Origin of the sequence: Mucilaginibacter sp. RCC_168 (genome assembly GCF_041355315.1) — a bacterium.
In the GTDB taxonomy this organism is placed as follows: Bacteria; Bacteroidota; Bacteroidia; order Sphingobacteriales; family Sphingobacteriaceae; genus Mucilaginibacter.
The window spans coordinates 56,679-75,472 of record NZ_JBFUPN010000013.1; the positions used below are offsets into that span (position 1 = coordinate 56,679).

At 40.0% G+C, this 18,794-nt stretch carries 13 protein-coding genes; all 13 read left to right on the forward strand.

From position 1 onward, the window contains the following. Window positions 1-214 precede the first annotated feature (214 nt). Genes AB6735_RS13795 through AB6735_RS13855 form a run of 13 tightly spaced genes read left to right on the forward strand, consistent with a single transcriptional unit; the run spans window position 215 to window position 18,787 of the window. On the forward strand, window positions 215-811 hold the full coding sequence (locus tag AB6735_RS13795; RefSeq protein WP_370996430.1) for a DUF4255 domain-containing protein: 597 nt from the start codon (window positions 215-217) through the stop codon (window positions 809-811). Beyond that, entirely contained in the window at window positions 808-1,980 is a 1,173-nt protein-coding gene (locus tag AB6735_RS13800) for a hypothetical protein (protein WP_370996431.1), read from the forward strand. Before AB6735_RS13795 ends, AB6735_RS13800 begins: the two co-directional genes overlap by 4 nt. 15 nt (window positions 1,981-1,995) lie before the next feature. Continuing rightward, the gene (locus tag AB6735_RS13805; protein ID WP_370996432.1) at window positions 1,996-4,014 is read left to right on the forward strand and encodes a phage tail sheath C-terminal domain-containing protein; all 2,019 of its coding nucleotides are present in this window, start codon (window positions 1,996-1,998) and stop codon (window positions 4,012-4,014) included. Between the two features lie 51 nt (window positions 4,015-4,065). Next, window positions 4,066-4,497 (forward strand): phage tail protein, encoded by a 432-nt coding sequence (locus AB6735_RS13810; RefSeq protein WP_076373029.1) that lies wholly within the window; start codon window positions 4,066-4,068, stop codon window positions 4,495-4,497. Window positions 4,498-4,499: 2 nt separating this feature from the next. Beyond that, window positions 4,500-5,024: a phage tail protein gene (locus tag AB6735_RS13815; protein WP_090470883.1), complete on the forward strand. Its 525-nt coding sequence runs from the start codon at window positions 4,500-4,502 to the stop codon at window positions 5,022-5,024. A gap of 36 nt (window positions 5,025-5,060) precedes the next feature. Next, on the forward strand, window positions 5,061-5,231 hold the full coding sequence (locus AB6735_RS13820) for a DUF5908 family protein (protein ID WP_370996433.1): 171 nt from the start codon (window positions 5,061-5,063) through the stop codon (window positions 5,229-5,231). Continuing rightward, window positions 5,231-5,950, forward strand: coding sequence for a hypothetical protein (locus AB6735_RS13825; RefSeq protein WP_370996434.1), 720 nt, complete (start codon window positions 5,231-5,233; stop codon window positions 5,948-5,950). The genes AB6735_RS13820 and AB6735_RS13825 overlap by 1 nt, the downstream gene beginning before the upstream one ends. A 3-nt stretch (window positions 5,951-5,953) precedes the next feature. Beyond that, complete coding sequence (gene vgrG / locus AB6735_RS13830; RefSeq protein ID WP_370996435.1) at window positions 5,954-7,750, forward strand: type VI secretion system tip protein VgrG; 1,797 nt, start codon at window positions 5,954-5,956, stop codon at window positions 7,748-7,750. Between the two features lie 14 nt (window positions 7,751-7,764). Further along, window positions 7,765-8,055 carry a PAAR domain-containing protein gene (locus tag AB6735_RS13835; protein ID WP_370996436.1) on the forward strand — a complete coding sequence of 97 codons (291 nt, stop codon included), beginning with the start codon at window positions 7,765-7,767 and terminating at the stop codon, window positions 8,053-8,055. 1 nt (window position 8,056) lies between these two features. Beyond that, complete coding sequence (locus tag AB6735_RS13840) at window positions 8,057-8,464, forward strand: GPW/gp25 family protein (protein ID WP_370996437.1); 408 nt, start codon at window positions 8,057-8,059, stop codon at window positions 8,462-8,464. After that, window positions 8,464-12,330 carry a hypothetical protein gene (locus tag AB6735_RS13845; protein WP_370996438.1) on the forward strand — a complete coding sequence of 1,289 codons (3,867 nt, stop codon included), beginning with the start codon at window positions 8,464-8,466 and terminating at the stop codon, window positions 12,328-12,330. The genes AB6735_RS13840 and AB6735_RS13845 overlap by 1 nt, the downstream gene beginning before the upstream one ends. Next, entirely contained in the window at window positions 12,323-15,385 is a 3,063-nt protein-coding gene (locus AB6735_RS13850; RefSeq protein ID WP_370996439.1) for a hypothetical protein, read from the forward strand. Before AB6735_RS13845 ends, AB6735_RS13850 begins: the two co-directional genes overlap by 8 nt. Window positions 15,386-15,388: 3 nt before the next feature. Further along, on the forward strand, window positions 15,389-18,787 hold the full coding sequence (locus AB6735_RS13855; protein ID WP_370996440.1) for a hypothetical protein: 3,399 nt from the start codon (window positions 15,389-15,391) through the stop codon (window positions 18,785-18,787). Window positions 18,788-18,794: the final 7 nt, after the last annotated feature.

The window sequence follows — 18,794 nt, forward strand, 5'->3', positions numbered from 1 at the left end:
CATCTTCAGAAACAAATACTCCACAAAAACAACACAATAAAGTCGCGTAAAAATACGCGAGCATTTAAAGTATTTTTCGTAAAAGTACGCGTATTAATTAATAATTAAGCCCTTAGTTTTACATCATAATAATTCTCCCTGAAATTATTAGCCACTGTTTTATATATCCCTTTTATAAAGCAGAATTTTCAACCGGTATAAACTTTATAACACAATGATAGATCAGGTTTTAACATTCTTGAACACGCGATTGGACCAGTACCTGCGGTTAAAGTTGGATCCATCCAACAGTAACTCCTTTATACAGGTAGCCAATATTGCCTGGAATGATAGTGAGGCCTCTGGTTCTAACGGAACGAACAGTCCCGCAAATGCATTCATAACCTTAGTAAATATTGAAGAGGATAGGATTAGTAAATCACCTGAAAACTATGTTAGGCAGGGGAGTGAAACTATCTATAAAAACCCTAAAATATACCTCAACCTCTATGTGCTTTTTGCTGTTAACCTGTCATCTTATACCGAATCGTTAAAGCGGCTTTCTTTTATCATCCAGTTTTTCCAGTATCAAAATGTATTTACACCACTTAGTTCACCCGATTTACCTGCAGGGGTCGAAAAACTGATCCTTGATCTCAATACACTGTCGTTCCAGGATATGAACAATTTATGGGGTATTCTGGGTTCAAAGTACCTGCCATCTGTCATGTACAAAATGCGCATGATCAGTATAAGCGAAGAATTTACTCAGGGAAGTGCCCCGTTATTGCATGAAATTATTATTAACGATAAAACGCTGCAAACGTTATGATAGATATCAATTTTGGAAGTCTGTTCACGATTGAACTATTGCATAGTTACTATAAAGACCAACTATGTCCAGACTTTAGCATTTCCCCCTCAAACCAAACGGCAAGAACTTTAGGTGGTCATCAAATAATTGCAAGACAGTATTTTAACCAATTAATTACCGGGGTAAATAGTACTGGCAAAGTAAGCCCCCCCAAACCATTTACGGCAATTGAAACAGGTGCACAATTCACTTTTTTTATGCAGCTTAATAACCCTGTATTTTTCAACTATACCAATTTATCATCAGCCGCACCTGGTAAAATTTACTATTTCACTAATAGAAATAATAACATCAGCAACGGGAAAACTTTTCTGTCGGGCAAAATAGCGGCATATAACGCAGCCAATACTTATGCTCCGGGTGATCTGGCTTCAAATGATACAGGTACAATATACCGGGCTATTGGCAGTAGTAAACCCGGAAACAGCTTCAATCTCACAAATGCCAACCATTGGATGGCGGTGGATAAAAATCAGTACTTGTCTGAAACAGATGCTCTCCAATGGATGCCATCTATATCGGTATATCAGCTGGGTTCTCCACAACCATCGGTCAACATATCTGTATTGAGTTATAATAGTATTACAACTACTTACACCCAATCCGTATTTTCAAAAACAATAGCTTTTGCAAACCCAGCCTCTTCGTTTACACTTGACTTGGGTTTTTTACAACCAGGTAAATATTCATTGACAATTAACGGAACCCAGCAATGGATCTATATTAACGATGAACTTAATGATGGTAAAACCTTTGCAGTAATTGACATTTTCAATGACGCATCACCAGCATCCTGTAATTTGCTTGATGGGAACGGGGCTCTTCTTAATCCTGCGCCGCATTATAGTATTTACTTCTTAAGCCGTGCAACTATCTGGAAATATATTCTTGCCAGTAAGCAATCTGGAAATATTAATGACACAGCAAATTTATATCACTTCGCCAATCCGGCAAGTATCATTACTTCACTTACACCTATTCCATTAAGCAACAAGGCTTTGAATTTAAAACTAACATTAAATAACCATGACTATTCTCCAATTGCTTGTGCAGATCCTCAGAGGCTCGTCACAATTACAAAGGGTACCGATACTTATCCATGTTCAGAGATCTTTTTAAACTTTTAATAAAAACCGATAAATATGTCACAAATAAACGAAAGCACAATTAAAACTCCAGGGGTTTATGTGAATGAAATTCCATCCTTTCCGCCATCAATTGCCCAGGTGGCCACCGCGGTTCCGGTATTCATTGGATATTCGCAGGATGCAACAAGAAATGGAAAAAGTGTAGTTAACCAGGCCGTACGTATTTCCTCACTTGTTCAGTATGTGCAGTATTTTGGGGCCGATTTTCCGAATCTTACCGCTAATGTGGCACTTAAGCCAGACAATAGCGTAGATACGGTGAATATATCGCCAAGATACCAGTTGTATAACGCTGTAAGAATGTTTTACAGTAATGGCGGTGTCAATTGTTACATCATTTCTGTAGGCAAATACAAAAATGATGGTTCCGTTCTCATCTCCGACTTTATTGACGCTGGTAAGATCAGAGCGTTTGAAGTTTTACGTAAAGAGGATGAACCAACGCTGATAGTTATTCCTGATGCCATTTTATTTGGCGCCAGTGACTTTAATAACCTGGCCACAACATCATTAAAAACATGTGCCGATCTGCAGGACAGGTTTACGATACTGGATGTACTTAATGGCGACAAGGAAAGGACTTACGATAATTCGGATGTTATAACCGTTTTCAGAAATGGAATAGGTTCGGCCAACCTGAATTACGGCGCTGCTTATTATCCGTGGCTTCGTTCAAGTTTGTCATACTCTTTTTCTTACCGAAATATTCAACTGCAAAAACCTGCCGGCACCAACGTGCCTACAAAAAATATTATAACTAATAATGTTTTTGTTACACAAATTGATAGGGCCGTAACCGATCTGAACATGCATATCAACACGTTTGTTAATACACCGGCTTTTGGTGCCCCTTTCAATGTGGCTCAATACGCAGGGGCAATAACAGATGCTTATGGCGTAATACCCGCAACCAGTGACAAGCCGGAAATGATACTGCGACTATCTTACATTAAGGATATCATATTAGGTTTTGTGGCTTTAAACAGTACGTTAACTGATGCTGACCCAAGTCACATTTACGGTGGCCGGACAACCAAGGATATTCACACCACCTATACCCGGGCAGGAGCAACCGCAGCTGATATTTCACCGATGGATCAGCTGATCCGTGAACTCCTTCTTTTGGATGAAAGTTTTCCGGGTGGAGCTGTTGGTGCAGCGCTCCCTGCTAATTTCTCAACGACACCGTTATTTCCAAATGCTGCAACCGTTGTAGCAGACCCAACCATATATGGCACACCAGCACCTGTCGATGCCGCTGCTGCAGTAAAATACATCCGGTCAAGGGTTAATAACCTGTATTCAGCAGTTGTAAATTCTGTGATGGCATTCATTAATGAAGTGAACCTGCGTTTGCAAAATCTGGAAATTCAACTGAATGATTCAAGCTCGGTATACAACAACATCACAGTAGCTATTAAAAACCAGGGCATTGTAGTACCACCAAGTGGCGCTTTGGCTGGTATTTATGCATCGGTTGACGGTACAAGAGGTGTTTGGAAAGCTCCGGCCAATGTAAGTGTCAATACTATAGTAGAACCATTGGTAAATATCGATGATAATACACAAGAAAACCTGAACATTGATACCGATTCCGGCAAATCAGTTAATGCGGTGCGTGCTTTTACAGGCAAAGGTATCCTGGTTTGGGGAGCCCGTACACTTGATGGCAACAGTAACGACTTCAGATATATATCTGTACGCCGGTTTTATATCATGGTTGAAGAATCAGTTAAAAAAGCAGCCATGCAATTTGTATTTGAACCCAATGATGGAAACACCTGGGTACGTGTACGCGCTATGATCGAAAACTATCTCACCAATCTGTGGCGTCTGGGCGCATTGGCCGGGCCAAAACCCGAACAAGCGTTTTATGTAAAAGTAGGCCTGGGTCAAACCATGACTTTTGATGACATCCTTAATGGAAAAATGATCATTGAAATAGGCATGGCTCCAGTACGCCCAGCTGAGTTTATCATCTTGCGTTTCTCACAAATCCAGCAGCAAGCTTAACAGTAGAGTTTATTAAAAATTAATTATCAATCAATCTAAAACTTAAATATTATGGCTAATTACCCACTTCCGAAATTCCATTTTAGTGTTGACTGGGGCGGCACACGCATCGGCTTCACTGACGTAAGCGGACTTGATATAACAAACGATATAATTGAATACCGCGACGGCGCGAGCCCTGAGTATCACAAAATAAAGATGCCCGGACAGCGTAAGTTCAGTAACATCACCCTTAAACGTGGTGTGTTTAAATCAGACAATGAGTTTTATAACTGGCACAACTCTATCAACATGAATACAGTTGAGCGCCGCGACATCACCATCAGTCTGCTTGACGAAACATTAGCACCTGTAGTGGTATGGAAAGTTAAAAACGCCTGGCCAACCAAAGTTACATCTACCGACTTAAAGGCCGATGGTAATGAAGTTGCTATCGAAACACTTGAACTGGCACATGAAGGCTTAACCATGCAAAACGAATAGCCATGTTTGATTATCCTTTTACCGGCTTCCATTTCCTGGTAGTATTTGAAATATTTCCGCAGGTGCCAAATGATTTCCGTTTTCAGGATGTTACCGGCTTAACTGTTGATGTGGGTCTGGATACTTACAAAGAGGGTGGCGAGAACCGTTTTGTTCACCGGTTACCTGGGCGTAATACGTATTCTGATCTCGTTTTAAAACGGGGGATGACACTGGTATCAGGAGTAACAGCCTGGTGTCTTGATTCGATAGAGAATTTCAATTATCAGCCTACTAATATGTTGATATCGCTTTTAAACGCAGATCATTTACCGGTATCGTCATGGTACATAGCTAATGCTATACCGATCAAATACAGTCTTTCGTCATTTAACGCGGAAACAAATTCGATAGTTATTGAATCAATGACCCTTCGCTATGAGTACTATAAAACACTAAATCTATCAGCAGCAGTTGGTGCGGCAGTAGGGGCCGTGGCCGATCTGTTTGGTGGAGCCAGTGCAAGTGCGAGTATTTCCGTTGGATAATCAACATGTTTTAATAAACAGCTTAATAATAAACCAATGCCGGTAGAAATACGAGAATTGCAGATTACCACAACCATAACCGAGAGTGGGAGTGCGGGCGGTAATACATCGTCAACAGCACCCGTTGCTGCTACAGGTAGTGAAGATATTATTGCCAAATGTGTTGAACAGGTATTGGAAATTTTAAAAGAAAAAACTGACCGCTAATGAGCCTGGGTGAATTAAAAAAGATGAAGCTGGTTGCCTATACGGATATCAGTTTTAGCACAAAAGCCGACGGATTGGATTACGATGTACTGATCAATCCGGAATCATATGCGCTTACTTACGGAACTGAGGTGAATCAAAAAAGCGCCCAGGGCTCGAGTGAAAGTATTACTTCTTTTAGTAAAAGATCTGCGCAATCCCTCACCTTCAAGTTCTTGTTTGATGGTACCGGTGTGATAAAAAGGGGAGGTGGGGGCTTGTTATCAGGTTTAGCCGTACCGGGATTGCCGGCAGATAAACCTGATGTGGTTCAGGATTTTGAAAAGTTTAAAAGCGTGGTTTACGATTACGATGGTACAACCCATCAACCACGCTATGTTCAGTTACAATGGGGGCCATTACTTTACAATTGCCAGATGACCCGCATGACGTTGACTTTTAAACTGTTCAACCCCGACGGCACACCTTTGCGGGCAGAAGCTGATTGCACTTTCCAGGGAGTAATTGATGAAACCAAACTGGCAGCTATCGAAAACCGCCAATCGCCTGACCTAACACATATCCGAACGGTAATTAAGGGTGATACGCTCCCCTTAATGTGCTACAAGGAGTATGGGGATAGTAAATATTACTACCAGGTAGCACAATACAACGGCCTAACCGATTTTAAAAAATTAACCGCAGGAACTAAAATTATTTTTCCACCAATTGCAAAATAAACCATGTCACTAAGCCAAACATTACCAGGAACACAAAATACAGATCTGGTTACCTTCACTATAAAGGTAAACGGAACCATATTGGGTGCATCCTATCAGGTGGCTTCCATGAATTTTAGTAAAGAAATAAATCGTATCCCGATAGCTAAGCTGTTGATATATGATGGCGATGCTTCGGCACAGGATTTTGCAATAAGTAACGAACCAACATTAGTTCCTGGTGCTGAAATTGAAATAGCTGCCGGTTATCATGCAGACGAAACAACGCTTTTTAATGGCATTATTTTAAGACATAGTTTAAAAATAAGGGGGAATGGCTCACCTATGTTAATACTTGACTGTCGCGACAAGGCTGTTAAAATGACCGTGGCTCGCAAGAATAAATATTTTTATGATACCAAAGACAGTGATGCCGTTACCGAAATCATAGGTAATTACGGCTTAGATACCGACATAGAGGACACCAGTACTACGCTAAAAGCCCTTGTTCAGTATGACTGTACCGACTGGGATTTTATGATATCGCGTATGGAAGCTAACGGAAAGCTTTGTACGGTTGATAACGGCAAAATAACCATAAAGAAACCTAATTTCAGTTCGGCAACAGCACTCGACGCTTTATTTGGGGCAACCATACTGGAGTTTGATGCTGATCTGGATGCGCGTAATCAATATCAAAGCCTCACAGCTAAAACCTGGGACTATACTACTCAGGAAATAACCACAGCAAGCGCCGCTGAACCTGGATTTGAAGAAAATGGAAATATTTCAGGCAGTGATCTGGGAGCGGTGTTGGGTGTATCAGAATATGACCTGTACTCTGGCGAAGATCTGACAACTGACGAATTGCAGAGTTTGGCCGATGGGCGACTCCAAAAAGCACGTATGTCACGCTGCAGAGGTAGAGTTCGTTTTCGTGGCTATGGCGGTCAGTTAAATCCAGGCGACCTGATCAATATAGGTGGTGTAGGTGACCGCTTTAACGGAAAAGTATTTGTGTCAGGTGTGCGCCATGAAATAGTAAATGGCAGTTGGACAACCGACGTGCAATTTGGTTTATCTAACGAGTTGTTTACACGCCAACCTGATGTAAATTCTGCACCGGCTGTAGACATGTTGCCGGCCATACAAGGCTTGCAGATAGGGATAGTAACCGATCTGGAAAATGATCCTGATACACAGGACCGGATCCGCGTGAGATTACCCATTATTGATCCCGCCGAAGATGGTGTATGGACTCGTATAGCTTGCCTGGATGCAGGTAATAACCGGGGTACTTTTTTTCGTCCGGAAATTGGAGATGAGGTAGTGGTTGGTTTTTTAAATAATGATCCAAGGCACCCGGTAGTATTAGGTATGCTGAACAGTAGTACCAAACCTGCTCCATTGAAAGCCGCTAATAAAAACGATGAAAAGGGGTATACCTCTCGCAGTGGAATGAAAATGATCTTTAACGACGACGAAAAGTCGCTAAAAATTGAAACACCGGCGGGTAAAAAGGTAACCATCAGCGAAAAAGAAGGCTACATACAAATGGAGGACGAGAATAACAATAAAGTAACCATGGATTCATCGGCCATAAGCCTGGAAAGCGGGGCGGATATCAAAATAAAGGCAACCGGCGATCTATCCATTGAAGCAACCAATGTTTCTATAAAACCATCTTCCAGCTTTGAGATGAGTGCGGGTGGAGCTTCAATAAAAGCCGATAGCGGTAGTGCCGCCGTGTCAGCCCCATCTGTAAAAGTGGAAGGTTCAGGCACTGCCACCATAAAAGGCGGTGTAGTAATGATCAACTAAATAAGAAAAGAATTATGCCACTCGCAGCAAGAGTTTCAGATATGCACGTTTGCCCCATGTTTACAGGGCCGGTTCCACATGTAGGTGGGCCGATATTACCACCGGGAAGCCCTACAGTATTAATAGGTGGGCTACCAGCGGCATGTGTAGGGGATATGTGCACTTGTGCGGGTCCACCGGATGTAATAGCAATGGGTTCTGCAACAGTATTAATAGGAGGTAAACCGGCAGCCCGCATGGGCGATCCAACGGCTCATGGTGGTTCAATTATAATAGGATGTCCAACAGTAATTATAGGAGGTTAACATGGCAGATTCATTTTTAGGAACAGGGTGGAGTTTTCCGCCAACATTTGATACTACCGCAAACTCGGTGATCATGACCAGCGATGAGGCCGACATACAACTTAGTCTGCAGATATTACTGGCAACACGCAAGGGCGAAAGGGTAATGGTACCTGATTATGGCTGTAATCTGGACGAGATGCTCTTTGAGCCCATGACCACCACCTTTAAAACCTATATCCGCGAGATGATCAAAACGGCTATACTTTATTATGAGCCCCGGATTGATCTGAGCTCGATACAGGTTGATGACAGCCGCGAGACAGAAGGAGTGATCCTGATCATTCTTAATTATACTGTCCGCACCACAAATTCAAGGTTCAATTTTGTATATCCTTACTATAAAAACGAAGGAACAGAAATACACTAATGGCAAATAATTGTTTCGATACCAAACTCTTATCCTATAACGGCACCAGCCAGGCGCAGCGTGCGTTGGATGCCTTATTAACCAAATGTGCGCTTGTAGATGAACGGACAGATGCAGATCTTATCCTGCTTACCAAAAAATACAGTGCCTGGTTAAACTATTACGATAATACCAATACCATTAATGGCGACTGGCAACAACTCATGGGTAAAGATATTGCCGTAGTAATTGCAGCAATTGCCGAATGGAGAATAAATGATTATGCATCATTCATCAAATATTTAAATAACACTATTGTCAATGCACCTACTGATGCCGATGCAAAAAATAACTTTAAAATTCTTTTTGATTTTGTTTTTTCGATAACTGCTGCGCTTGATGACGCGTATAAGCATTTGGCAGACGATCTGAGCTATAAAACTTTTTTATCTGTTTCTATCGTTTCAAAAATAGCGGCGCCATTAAGCATACTGTTTCAATATTATAAGGCATTTGTAGCCGGTTCTCTTATTGATCCTGCTTCAACTTATATAGATGCTGTAACCCCTGTTGATGATATTATTTATTCGCAAAATTTCGCTTTTGATCCTCTGGAGAGTGTCTTTGTTATTTCTTCACAGAAACGATTGGAAAGTGTTTTTACGGTTGATCCACCAGTTACCGCATTCCCCATCACCTTAACAGGAACAGTACACGAAGACATTGACCATATCCTTACACATAATTTATTTACCGGGGCCTTACAATCATTTATTTCGGGCATTGTCAATATAGTAAGCCGTACACCGGCTTACCTATCCGAAGCAATGGATAATTATCCTACTCATGCACCCCACTATGCCCTTTATCTGGCTTTCATAAAACTATTTGGCTTTGCCCAGCAACATCTGAATCAGTATACTAAAAAGCATCTTGACTTTTACTATAAACAGGTTTTACAACTAAGTAATAATGTGGCCGAAGCCGATTTTGTACACCTGGTTTTTGAGCTGCAAAAAAATACAGATCAGCACTTATTACCTAAAGGTACTTCATTTAAAGCTGGGAAGGATGCTAATAATAAAGATCTGTTCTATTCTCTAACAGACGATCTTGTTGTTCAAACAGCCAGTATTCAGGCACTAAAATCTATCTATTTAAATAAAGATAATACACCCGTAATGCTGTATGCTTCATCTGTTGCTAATTCAGAAGATGGACAGGGAGGCAAATTACTAAGTGCAGATAACTCCTGGTTTCCGTTTGGTAACCCCAGGAATATTCAACAAGCCTCCATTGGCTTTACTGTAGCATCAAACGTATTGTATTTAAATGAAGGGAAACGAACTATAACATTAACCTTTATATGTGATAGTTTAGCCAGTATCGCAACTGCTGACCTTTCTGGAATATTCAATATACAGTTAACAGGCAAAAAGAGCTGGTATACAGCATCTGTCTATACAGCCTCGGTAATTAATAATACTACATTCACATTAACAGTAGTTTTGGAGGGTGATGCACCTGCTATAGTTTCCTATTCCTCAAAAATACATGGCGGAAACTTTGATGTTTCGCTTCCGATGGTTCAGGTGTCGCTTAACAGCTATACATCCTATCAAAAAATTAAAATCCCCCGGATAAATGCAGTGACTATATCGGTAGTTGTTGATGCCATAAAAAACTTAATACTGCAAAACGATGATGGCAAAGTAAACCCGGCAAAACCATTTAAGCCATTTGGCGATTTTCCTGAAAATGGAGCTTCATTTATCATTGGCAGCAAGGAGATATTTCAAAAACAATTGACCAAATTAACCATAGATTTCGACTGGCAGGAGGCGCCGTTATCTAAAACAACAGTAAATATATCCTCTTTGGCTAAGGGTAATTGGTTGTCCGTTGCAAGTGGAGCGAGTTTATATGCATCCAGTATTGTTATCACAGATCTGCAACAAAGAATACTAAGCCCGCGAACATTGAATGATTTCAATGCACGTAACACTTTAACTGCTGATATTACTTCTGTAGTAAATAAAGGTTTAGCATTTGAAGCTAATAACGCTCTTTCTATGAATATGAGCAGCTTGACACAAAATGATCAGCCTTTTAATGCTAAAAATATAATTAACAGAGGCTTGTCGCTTGACCGGAATAATACCGTCAAAAGTGACGTTCCTAACATGATCACAACTGCTCCAATTGAACGCCTGGGCGCAACAGGACCAAAAGAGATTGATATTACAGGCTTAGAACGCGTAGTACAATCGCCCGAAGATTTCACTCCTAATGAGGATTACAGCATAACCTCTGTTGATGGTTATTTAAAACTGGAAATGATTGGTGATGATTATAGTTTGAACACGTTTCAAAAAAATATACCCCATCCGTCAGTTAAAGTAGTTTATGATACTACAGACACCAATAAAATTGTTGGCTATACTGTTGATACAAGTGCGGTTCCGGTACCTAACCATCCGGTTTTAAAATCAATTAATGTAAAATATACCGCAGAAGATAGTGTTGTTTTCAGTAAGGTAGATTTTACTAACCGTAGCAATTTCTTTTATCATCTTGAGCCCTTTGGGTTCCGTGAAATGCATCCGGCTATCACAACAGACACACTTACGTTACTACCTGTTTTTAACGTTGAAGACGGGATACCTACAAACGACGGTGGTGAATTATGGATTGGTTTAAATAATGCCAAAGCCGATGAAACATTCTCTATCCTGTTCCAGGTATCTGATGGCAGTGCTAATCCATTAAAAAATATGACCCAGGTTAACTGGTATTATCTGAGTAACAACAACTGGCTGCCATTTAACAAACAATCAGTTACAGATCAAACCAATAATTTAACCAGTTCAGGTTTGGTAATATTTAATATCCCTGCGGGTGCTACTCTTGTCAATAGCCGTGCCGACAGCGGACTGATCTGGATAAAAGCAGGGGTGCAGCATGATGCAGATGCGATCTGTAACTTAATCGCTGTTAACGTAAATTCAGCAAAAGCTCAGTTTGTTCAGGATACTAACAATAACATAGTATTTACTAAGATATTACCTCCCAATATCATTAGTAAGCCTGCAATAGCCGATGCCGGGTTAAAGAAAACACAACAACCCTATACCTCATTTGGAGGCCGCGTACAGGAAACAGATGATCAGTTTTATCAAAGGGTAAGTGAACGCTTGCGTCATAAAAACAGGGCTATTACCACCTGGGATTATGAGCGTTTGATATTACAGTATTTTCCACAGATTTTTAAGGTAAAATGTATTGATCATACCGGGTTTCTTCCTGATATCAACACCAATCAGCAAAAGTACAGTGAAATGCTGGCTGGGCATGTAACCATTATAACCATCCCCGATCTTACGCACTTAAACAATGCTAATCCGCTACGGCCATATACCAGCATAGGTTTATTAACCGAAATAGAGAAATACATTAAAACATTAACATCACCATTTGTAAAATTACATCTCAGCAATCCATCATTTGAAGAGGTGCAGTTTGAATTTAGTGTTACGTTTCGAGACGGTATTGATCCCGTTTATTTCTCCAATCAATTAAACAATGAAATTGAACAATTTTTAACTCCATGGGCCTTTGGCAACCCACAGGCCATTCAATTTGGTAACAGTATTGAAAAATCGGTGGTGCTCAATTTTATTGAAGAAAGACCTTATGTAGACTTTGTTACCTGTTTTAAAATGAACCACATTATACTTCGCGAAGGTCGGGTAGTCATACAAGCGTTATATGATATAGATGAAGCGATAGCAAGCACCTCCAGATCCATTTTGGTATCATACTATAATGAAGAAACCAAAGTAAAACATTTAATTAATTCACCAACTAACTGTGATTGTAATGGATAAGCAAAAAGTAATCATCAAAGATCCTGATTTAACCACAGATCAAAATTATGCTTTTCTCAGAGAGGCCGGTTTGAGTTATATTGAAAAGCTTAGCGGTAAAATCTGGACAGATTATAATGAGCATGACCCTGGTATCACGATTTTAGAGGCCCTTTGTTATGCTATAACCGAATTAGGTTACAGAACGGGGATGCCGATGGAAGATCTGCTCACCGGGGCAGATGGTCAAATAGCGTCTTCACAAACTTTATATACCGCCAAGAACGTACTAACTCAATCGCCGCTTACGGTTAATGATTACCGCAAACTATTGATAGATATTGTAGGGGTACATAATGCCTGGTTTTTGTATGACAACTACTATGTCAATAACGATCAAAACGTTCCGGCCGGTGAAATAGCGCTTTATGCTGATTGTAAGGCCGATTCATTATCGTACCAGGAAACACCTCATCCGGTTTACTTATCAGGTTTATATAAAGTATTATTGGACCTTGACTCTGATCAGCAGTTTGGCGATATGAACAATGGGGAGTTACAGATCTTAAATCCCGCAAGTGGCAAATTTAAAGGAGGTGACGTTGGGCTTACCATCGTTTTCCCTATATGGGATGATCCAGGCGTTGCCTCATTATTAACCATTGATCCGGCAACTGTTTCTGGCACTACTGCCAGTTTTACAACCGGTAGTAGTATTATTATTCAAATTGATTTTAATTACACCATTGAAAGTTCAAACTTTTCAGCAGTAATCGCAGGTATAGTTGATATTGATCTGAAACCTTCGGGCCAGCCTGTACAAATGGGTGATATCCAGGCCTTTTTTAGTGCTGATTATACTGCGCAGGTACTTAATCTTTACCTGTTAAAAATTCAACAGGCAAAACGTATCGTTCAATCGGCCATCCGAACCTTAAATGGAAACAGAAATCTATGTGAAGATTTTGTTAGTGTCACCACAATAAGAGATGAAGAAATAGCCATTTGCTGTGACATAGAAGTTTCGCCATCTGCAGATATGGAACAGATACAGGCCCAAGTATTTTATGCTATTGAGGAATATCTTAACCCCTCGGTGAACTTTTACCTGTTAAGTGAATTGCAGGATAAGGGTTATACTACCGATGCCATATTTGAAGGCCCCGTACTACAGCATGGATTTATTGATACTACTGAACTGGAGCAAACCCAGTTGCGTGGGGAAATATATGCATCAGATATCATCAGCCTGATCATGGATATTGACGGCGTATTGGGTGCCCGAAATTTTATGATGACCAAATATGGAGCCGACGACAAACCTGTTACTGGTTTAAGGAGCCAAAACTGGTGCATGCCTATTACAACAGGTTGTAAACCGGTATTTTCTGAAACAAAATCAAAACTCCTTTTCTATAAAAACCAATTCCCTTATTTACCATCTTTGACTGAGGTGCGCGATACGCTCAAATGGCTGCGTGCAGTAAAAGCCCGGAATAAACTTTCCGGTCACACCGATGATCTGGCTGTTCCTTCCGGCAACTATTACCCTTTGAATAATTACACTTCTGTTGAATATCTTTTACCACAAACCTATGGCATTGGCTCCGCAGGACTTTCAACAAATATAAGTGATGAAAGAAAAGGACAAGCTAAACAGTTACAAGCCTATCTGTTACTATTTGATCAGTTACTGGCTGATTTCTTTTCACAACTAAACGGCGCGAAAAAATTATTTTCCACTGAGAATATCGTGCAGACTTATTACGCACAGTTCCTGGGTGATATAAAAAATATTAGGCCGGTATATAAACAAGATGGAGCAGCCCATACGATTGAACAACGGGTAATGCAAAACCAGAACTCAACCACTGTACCGGCAAACGATTGGCAGAACTTGTATGAATCAAATGAGGTTTTCACCGACCGTCGCAGCCGTTTCCTTGATCACCTGATGAGTCGTTTTGGTGAATCATTTAATGATTATGTTTTACTGAATTATTCACTTGATTATGCAACTCAAAAAGAATCTAATTTAACACCTGCGGATATCATCGATAGCAAGATCTCTTTTTTAAAGGACTATCCGGCTATAGGTTATCAAAGAGGCAGAGCGTTTAACTATTTTCCACAAAACTACTTTCCACCCCAACCAGATTTTTCTGTTGATACCACTAAATTATGGGATACGGATAATATATCAGGTTTAGAAAAAAAACTGTGCCACTTAGGCGGTATCAAAAAAAATTATCGCAGGTTTTTGTACTGTATTGGTAACGTTGCTATTATCACTACTAATGATGCACCAGCTAAATATCAGTTTTCATTCAGCAATCAAAACGGAGGAATCTTAACATCAGTAGCAATTTATGATACCCAGGAGGAATTGAATAATGCCTTACCTGCATTTATGGATCTTGTTTTAACTGATGAACACTATGATATTAAACAAACCGGTAGCAATTGGAATATTTACGTAATAGACAATGAAGATCACAACCTTGCTATAAGTAATGATTTTACATCCCTGGTAAATGCAAATGCGGCATTGGCTCAGTTTGTAACGGAGTTTAATAAGGAGTGTGATGCCGACGGGCTTCATCTGATTGAGCATTTACTTTTGAGACCACGGAGTGACCAATTTAAAAAATTCGCGCCGGTATGCCTGGATCAGAATTGTGATTTCTGCGGTGAGCAAGACCCTTATTCCTTCAAAATGTCAGTCGTACTGCCTTACTGGCCACTGCACTTCCGAAATTTAGCCTTTCGAAACTACTTTGAAAATATCATAAGGCAGGAAACACCCGCGCATACCATGGTAAAAATCTGCTGGATAAATGACCAGTCGATTTATGATTTCGAAATTGCTTATAAGGCGTGGATAACAGCTTTAGCCGATTATTCATCTGATAATACCAAAATAGATGACCTGCAACAAGCCAATGATACGTTAACACAACTGCTGTTTAATTTACATAGTGAATACCCGGTAGCCACATTGCACGATTGTGCTGAAAGTAAGGATACCAACCCGGTAATGCTGGGCAAAACCATTTTAGGATCTTTAAAAAATTGATATATGGCAAATCCAATAGAATACATCGTGTTTGAACCAGATCAGGTACTTACTAACGATCACCTCAATGAAACTTTTAACTACCTTGATCAGCAAAACCGCTGGACACGCAACAAACTGATAGGTATTGGTATTGTTTGCGGACTGGATATAGTGTTCAATCCGGGTGTTATTGAAATTAACAAGGGCTGCGGAGTTACTTCGCAAGGGTATTTAATCACCCAGGACACCAACCAGTATACCTATTATATGCCGTATACACCTGTTGAGGTTCCTGATGACCTCCCTTTTGTTTATGACAAGCAAGGAGGCTTGCCTTTTTATAAACCTTTCTGTACTGGTAAAACTGTCTGGCTATTACTTACAGATGATCAGTTTAATGCATTGGAAAGCGCACAACAACTCAATGCGAAAACCCTTTCATCAGCAGCGGCTACCTTTTTAAGTGACTATGTGGTTGCTTTGTTTTTGGAAGCTAAAGAAACAGATCTCAAAAACTGCGACACTCAGGATTGCAATAACAAAGGCGAAAAAATGGTTTTACAGATAAGGCCTTTACTTGTTGCAAAAAATGATCTGTACAGTAATAACGCTAACAAAGTAAGCAATATTGATAGGATAGGTAATATAAATAAAATATCCCCCATATCATCAAGGTTAAATATTCCGTCTAAAGCCTTTCAACTGAGCTTAAACTCCAAAGTACAGCTAAAAAGATTTAACGTACCTTTTACAGATCTTGAAACTGCGGATGACATACTGAATGCTTTTGTCAGTTTGGTTGATGATACTACATTAAGTCAGCTAACCGATGCTTATAACTCCTGCTATCAGCAATACGGGTCAGTTTTAAACATTACGTCAAACCCTTTTTCTGATATGTTGGCCGTACTGAAAAATTATCTTGACCAGTTATTAAAACAAAATCCGTTGGCTATTGAATACTTTTATGATTTCATTGATGATTTGATCAAGGCCTATGAAGAGTTTTCTGCTAAAGTATCCCATATCATCACTACCTGCTGCCCGGATGAAAATTTATTTCCATTGCATCTGGTTTTAGGTGATGCATCACTGGCAACAAATGACTATGTAAAAGATAGCTATCGTAACTACTTTATTTATTCACCTTTATTTTCAAAAATGGGTGTTGAATCGGCCGAGGTACTCTTGCTATTTAGCCGGATGGTATTGATGATTAAAGATTTTACCATTCCAGACACTACTCAGTCAGATAAATTTACGGTAAAGATCACCCCAAGTCAATATATGCATCTCCCGCTTTCCGAACGGGCTATCCCATACTATTACACGGTAAATGAAAGTGGTGCCGAGTTATATAAATCATGGAATTATGCCAAAACCAACAGTGGGAAAGCTACATTAAATCTGGGTTATAATTCGGGTTTATATAACACAAGTACCGAAGTAGCACAACCACTTTTATATGATATTGAAAAGTATAACTTTTTTAGGGTTGAGGGCCACATCGGTCAAAACTATCAGGATGTTTTATCCAATATCCTTATTCAGCGTTTAACCTATAATCTTCCATTTGATGTGGTAGCCATTGCAGATCAGCAGTTTGATTTTTCAAATGTGACTTTGCCCGATGCTGAAATTCGGGATCTGGAAACTGATTACAACCTGATAGTAACAGAAGCCACAACTAAGATATTGACCCCATTTGCTTTTGTTGCAAATTTACCCTATGTCGCTAAAGCTACTACGGGAACTAATATACCCGGTAAACTAACAGATAGTCCAATTAAAAGGTTCTCAGAGGTTAAAACAAACGCTATTCGGGGTATTGAACCGATACGATCAGCAAGTACCCCTTATATTTACCCCAAAGGCACTTTTATACGTAACAATTGCGCGGTACTACCCAGCACAATAGCAAGCGCTTACCTAAATGCATTAAGTGATACCGGAGTATTTACCAATCCAATAATCAATTATCAACCGGGTAGTGTAGACGAGCTTTATTTCTATTTTTTCTATTTTATTGATGCTATTGAAACGGTGATGGTGTATTTAATGAATGCCCCATCCGTTATTGACGTCGACGTAAGAGGTCAGTATGATACTTTTAATAATTATCTTGATTCCATAAACAAAGTTATTGCCACCCTAAAAGGCCCGGTGGCAAGAACTCAGGTATCCCGGGATGCCTCTATGATATCATTAATTGAAGGTTATGGAGTAGATCTTTTAATTGAAGATTTTGAAACGGTATTAAATGCTGCTCTTGACGAACTATTAGATTCATTAAGTAATGAAGTAAACCAGAGATACTCCCGCTACGCCGATAAACATACATTTTTAAATTACTATAAAAACCACCCCGGACTTGAACATAAAGCAGGTGTACCCAAGGGCGGCACATTGGTATTAGTTTATAAAAATTATATCGCCAATTTTAATAAAAACATTATTACCCCGCTTTCTAAGGCTGGTGATGCGGCATCAATGAAAGCCCGGTCGGCAAGTATGGAAGCTGCTCCAACCGAAGGGCAACAGGTTTTTGCATCCCCAAATCTTGATGAAAATACCTTAAATCTTGTCAAGAAAATGGTGGCCGACAGTAAAGGGGTATCTGATACTGAAAAGCTGAGGTTGATTGATATCCTGGCAGGCAGGGGAGTGACTGAGAATGAGCCAAATTATGATATTATTAATAAAATTATTGTTGCTGATTTCTACGTTCCTTATATAGGTTCGCCGATAGAACGCAGTTCGGCTGAAATTACACCTCCACCACCTCCGGCACCTGTTATTTCGATGAGTAATACTGCTTTCTGTGATAATGATACCAATCCTGCACAAATAGCAGTATCAATACCCGGTGGTACTTTTAACGCGGTACCCGGTCTTGATGGCGTCAAACAAACCTTTACGCCGGCAATCGCCAAAGCCGGAACATACCGGTTAATTTATACTGTAAATAATGTAAGTTCTGCACCGTTTAATATTACAGTTCTTTCTGTACCGGGCAGTAGTGTTTTCAGCTTTATAAACGATTGGTCTGGTAGTGGTGTTAAAACTGCTGCCGTAGCTGCCAGAACAGGTATTGTATCTGCAACATTTACTCCAGCTATCAGGGACAGCAGATTTACCTATGATTGGGAAGTCTTTGGAGATAATATATCGAAGGGAGCGATGACTACCGATGGGGTTATTCGAATATCAGGTGATAGTAGTGTAGTAAATGTCAAAGCATCAACTGTTACTGTTTCGTTAACCATATCAAACGGTACCTGTCATTCATCAACTACATCAATGCAATTAGAGATTACCCCAGCTGGCTTCAGTGCTGCTATTTCAGACGGGCCGCCGGCTTCCCTTAAAAAATCTGGGGCAATAGAAAAACTTTTCACCAAGAGGAAGAAAGATCAATAAGTAATAA

Coding starts and splice junctions, on each gene's coding strand:
- AB6735_RS13795 (WP_370996430.1), top strand. CDS start 215: ATGATAGATCAGGTTTTAACATTCTTGAACACGCGATTGGACCAGTAC.
- AB6735_RS13800 (WP_370996431.1), top strand. CDS start 808: ATGATAGATATCAATTTTGGAAGTCTGTTCACGATTGAACTATTGCAT.
- AB6735_RS13805 (WP_370996432.1), top strand. CDS start 1,996: ATGTCACAAATAAACGAAAGCACAATTAAAACTCCAGGGGTTTATGTG.
- AB6735_RS13810 (WP_076373029.1), top strand. CDS start 4,066: ATGGCTAATTACCCACTTCCGAAATTCCATTTTAGTGTTGACTGGGGC.
- AB6735_RS13815 (WP_090470883.1), top strand. CDS start 4,500: ATGTTTGATTATCCTTTTACCGGCTTCCATTTCCTGGTAGTATTTGAA.
- AB6735_RS13820 (WP_370996433.1), top strand. CDS start 5,061: ATGCCGGTAGAAATACGAGAATTGCAGATTACCACAACCATAACCGAG.
- AB6735_RS13825 (WP_370996434.1), top strand. CDS start 5,231: ATGAGCCTGGGTGAATTAAAAAAGATGAAGCTGGTTGCCTATACGGAT.
- vgrG (WP_370996435.1), top strand. CDS start 5,954: ATGTCACTAAGCCAAACATTACCAGGAACACAAAATACAGATCTGGTT.
- AB6735_RS13835 (WP_370996436.1), top strand. CDS start 7,765: ATGCCACTCGCAGCAAGAGTTTCAGATATGCACGTTTGCCCCATGTTT.
- AB6735_RS13840 (WP_370996437.1), top strand. CDS start 8,057: ATGGCAGATTCATTTTTAGGAACAGGGTGGAGTTTTCCGCCAACATTT.
- AB6735_RS13845 (WP_370996438.1), top strand. CDS start 8,464: ATGGCAAATAATTGTTTCGATACCAAACTCTTATCCTATAACGGCACC.
- AB6735_RS13850 (WP_370996439.1), top strand. CDS start 12,323: ATGGATAAGCAAAAAGTAATCATCAAAGATCCTGATTTAACCACAGAT.
- AB6735_RS13855 (WP_370996440.1), top strand. CDS start 15,389: ATGGCAAATCCAATAGAATACATCGTGTTTGAACCAGATCAGGTACTT.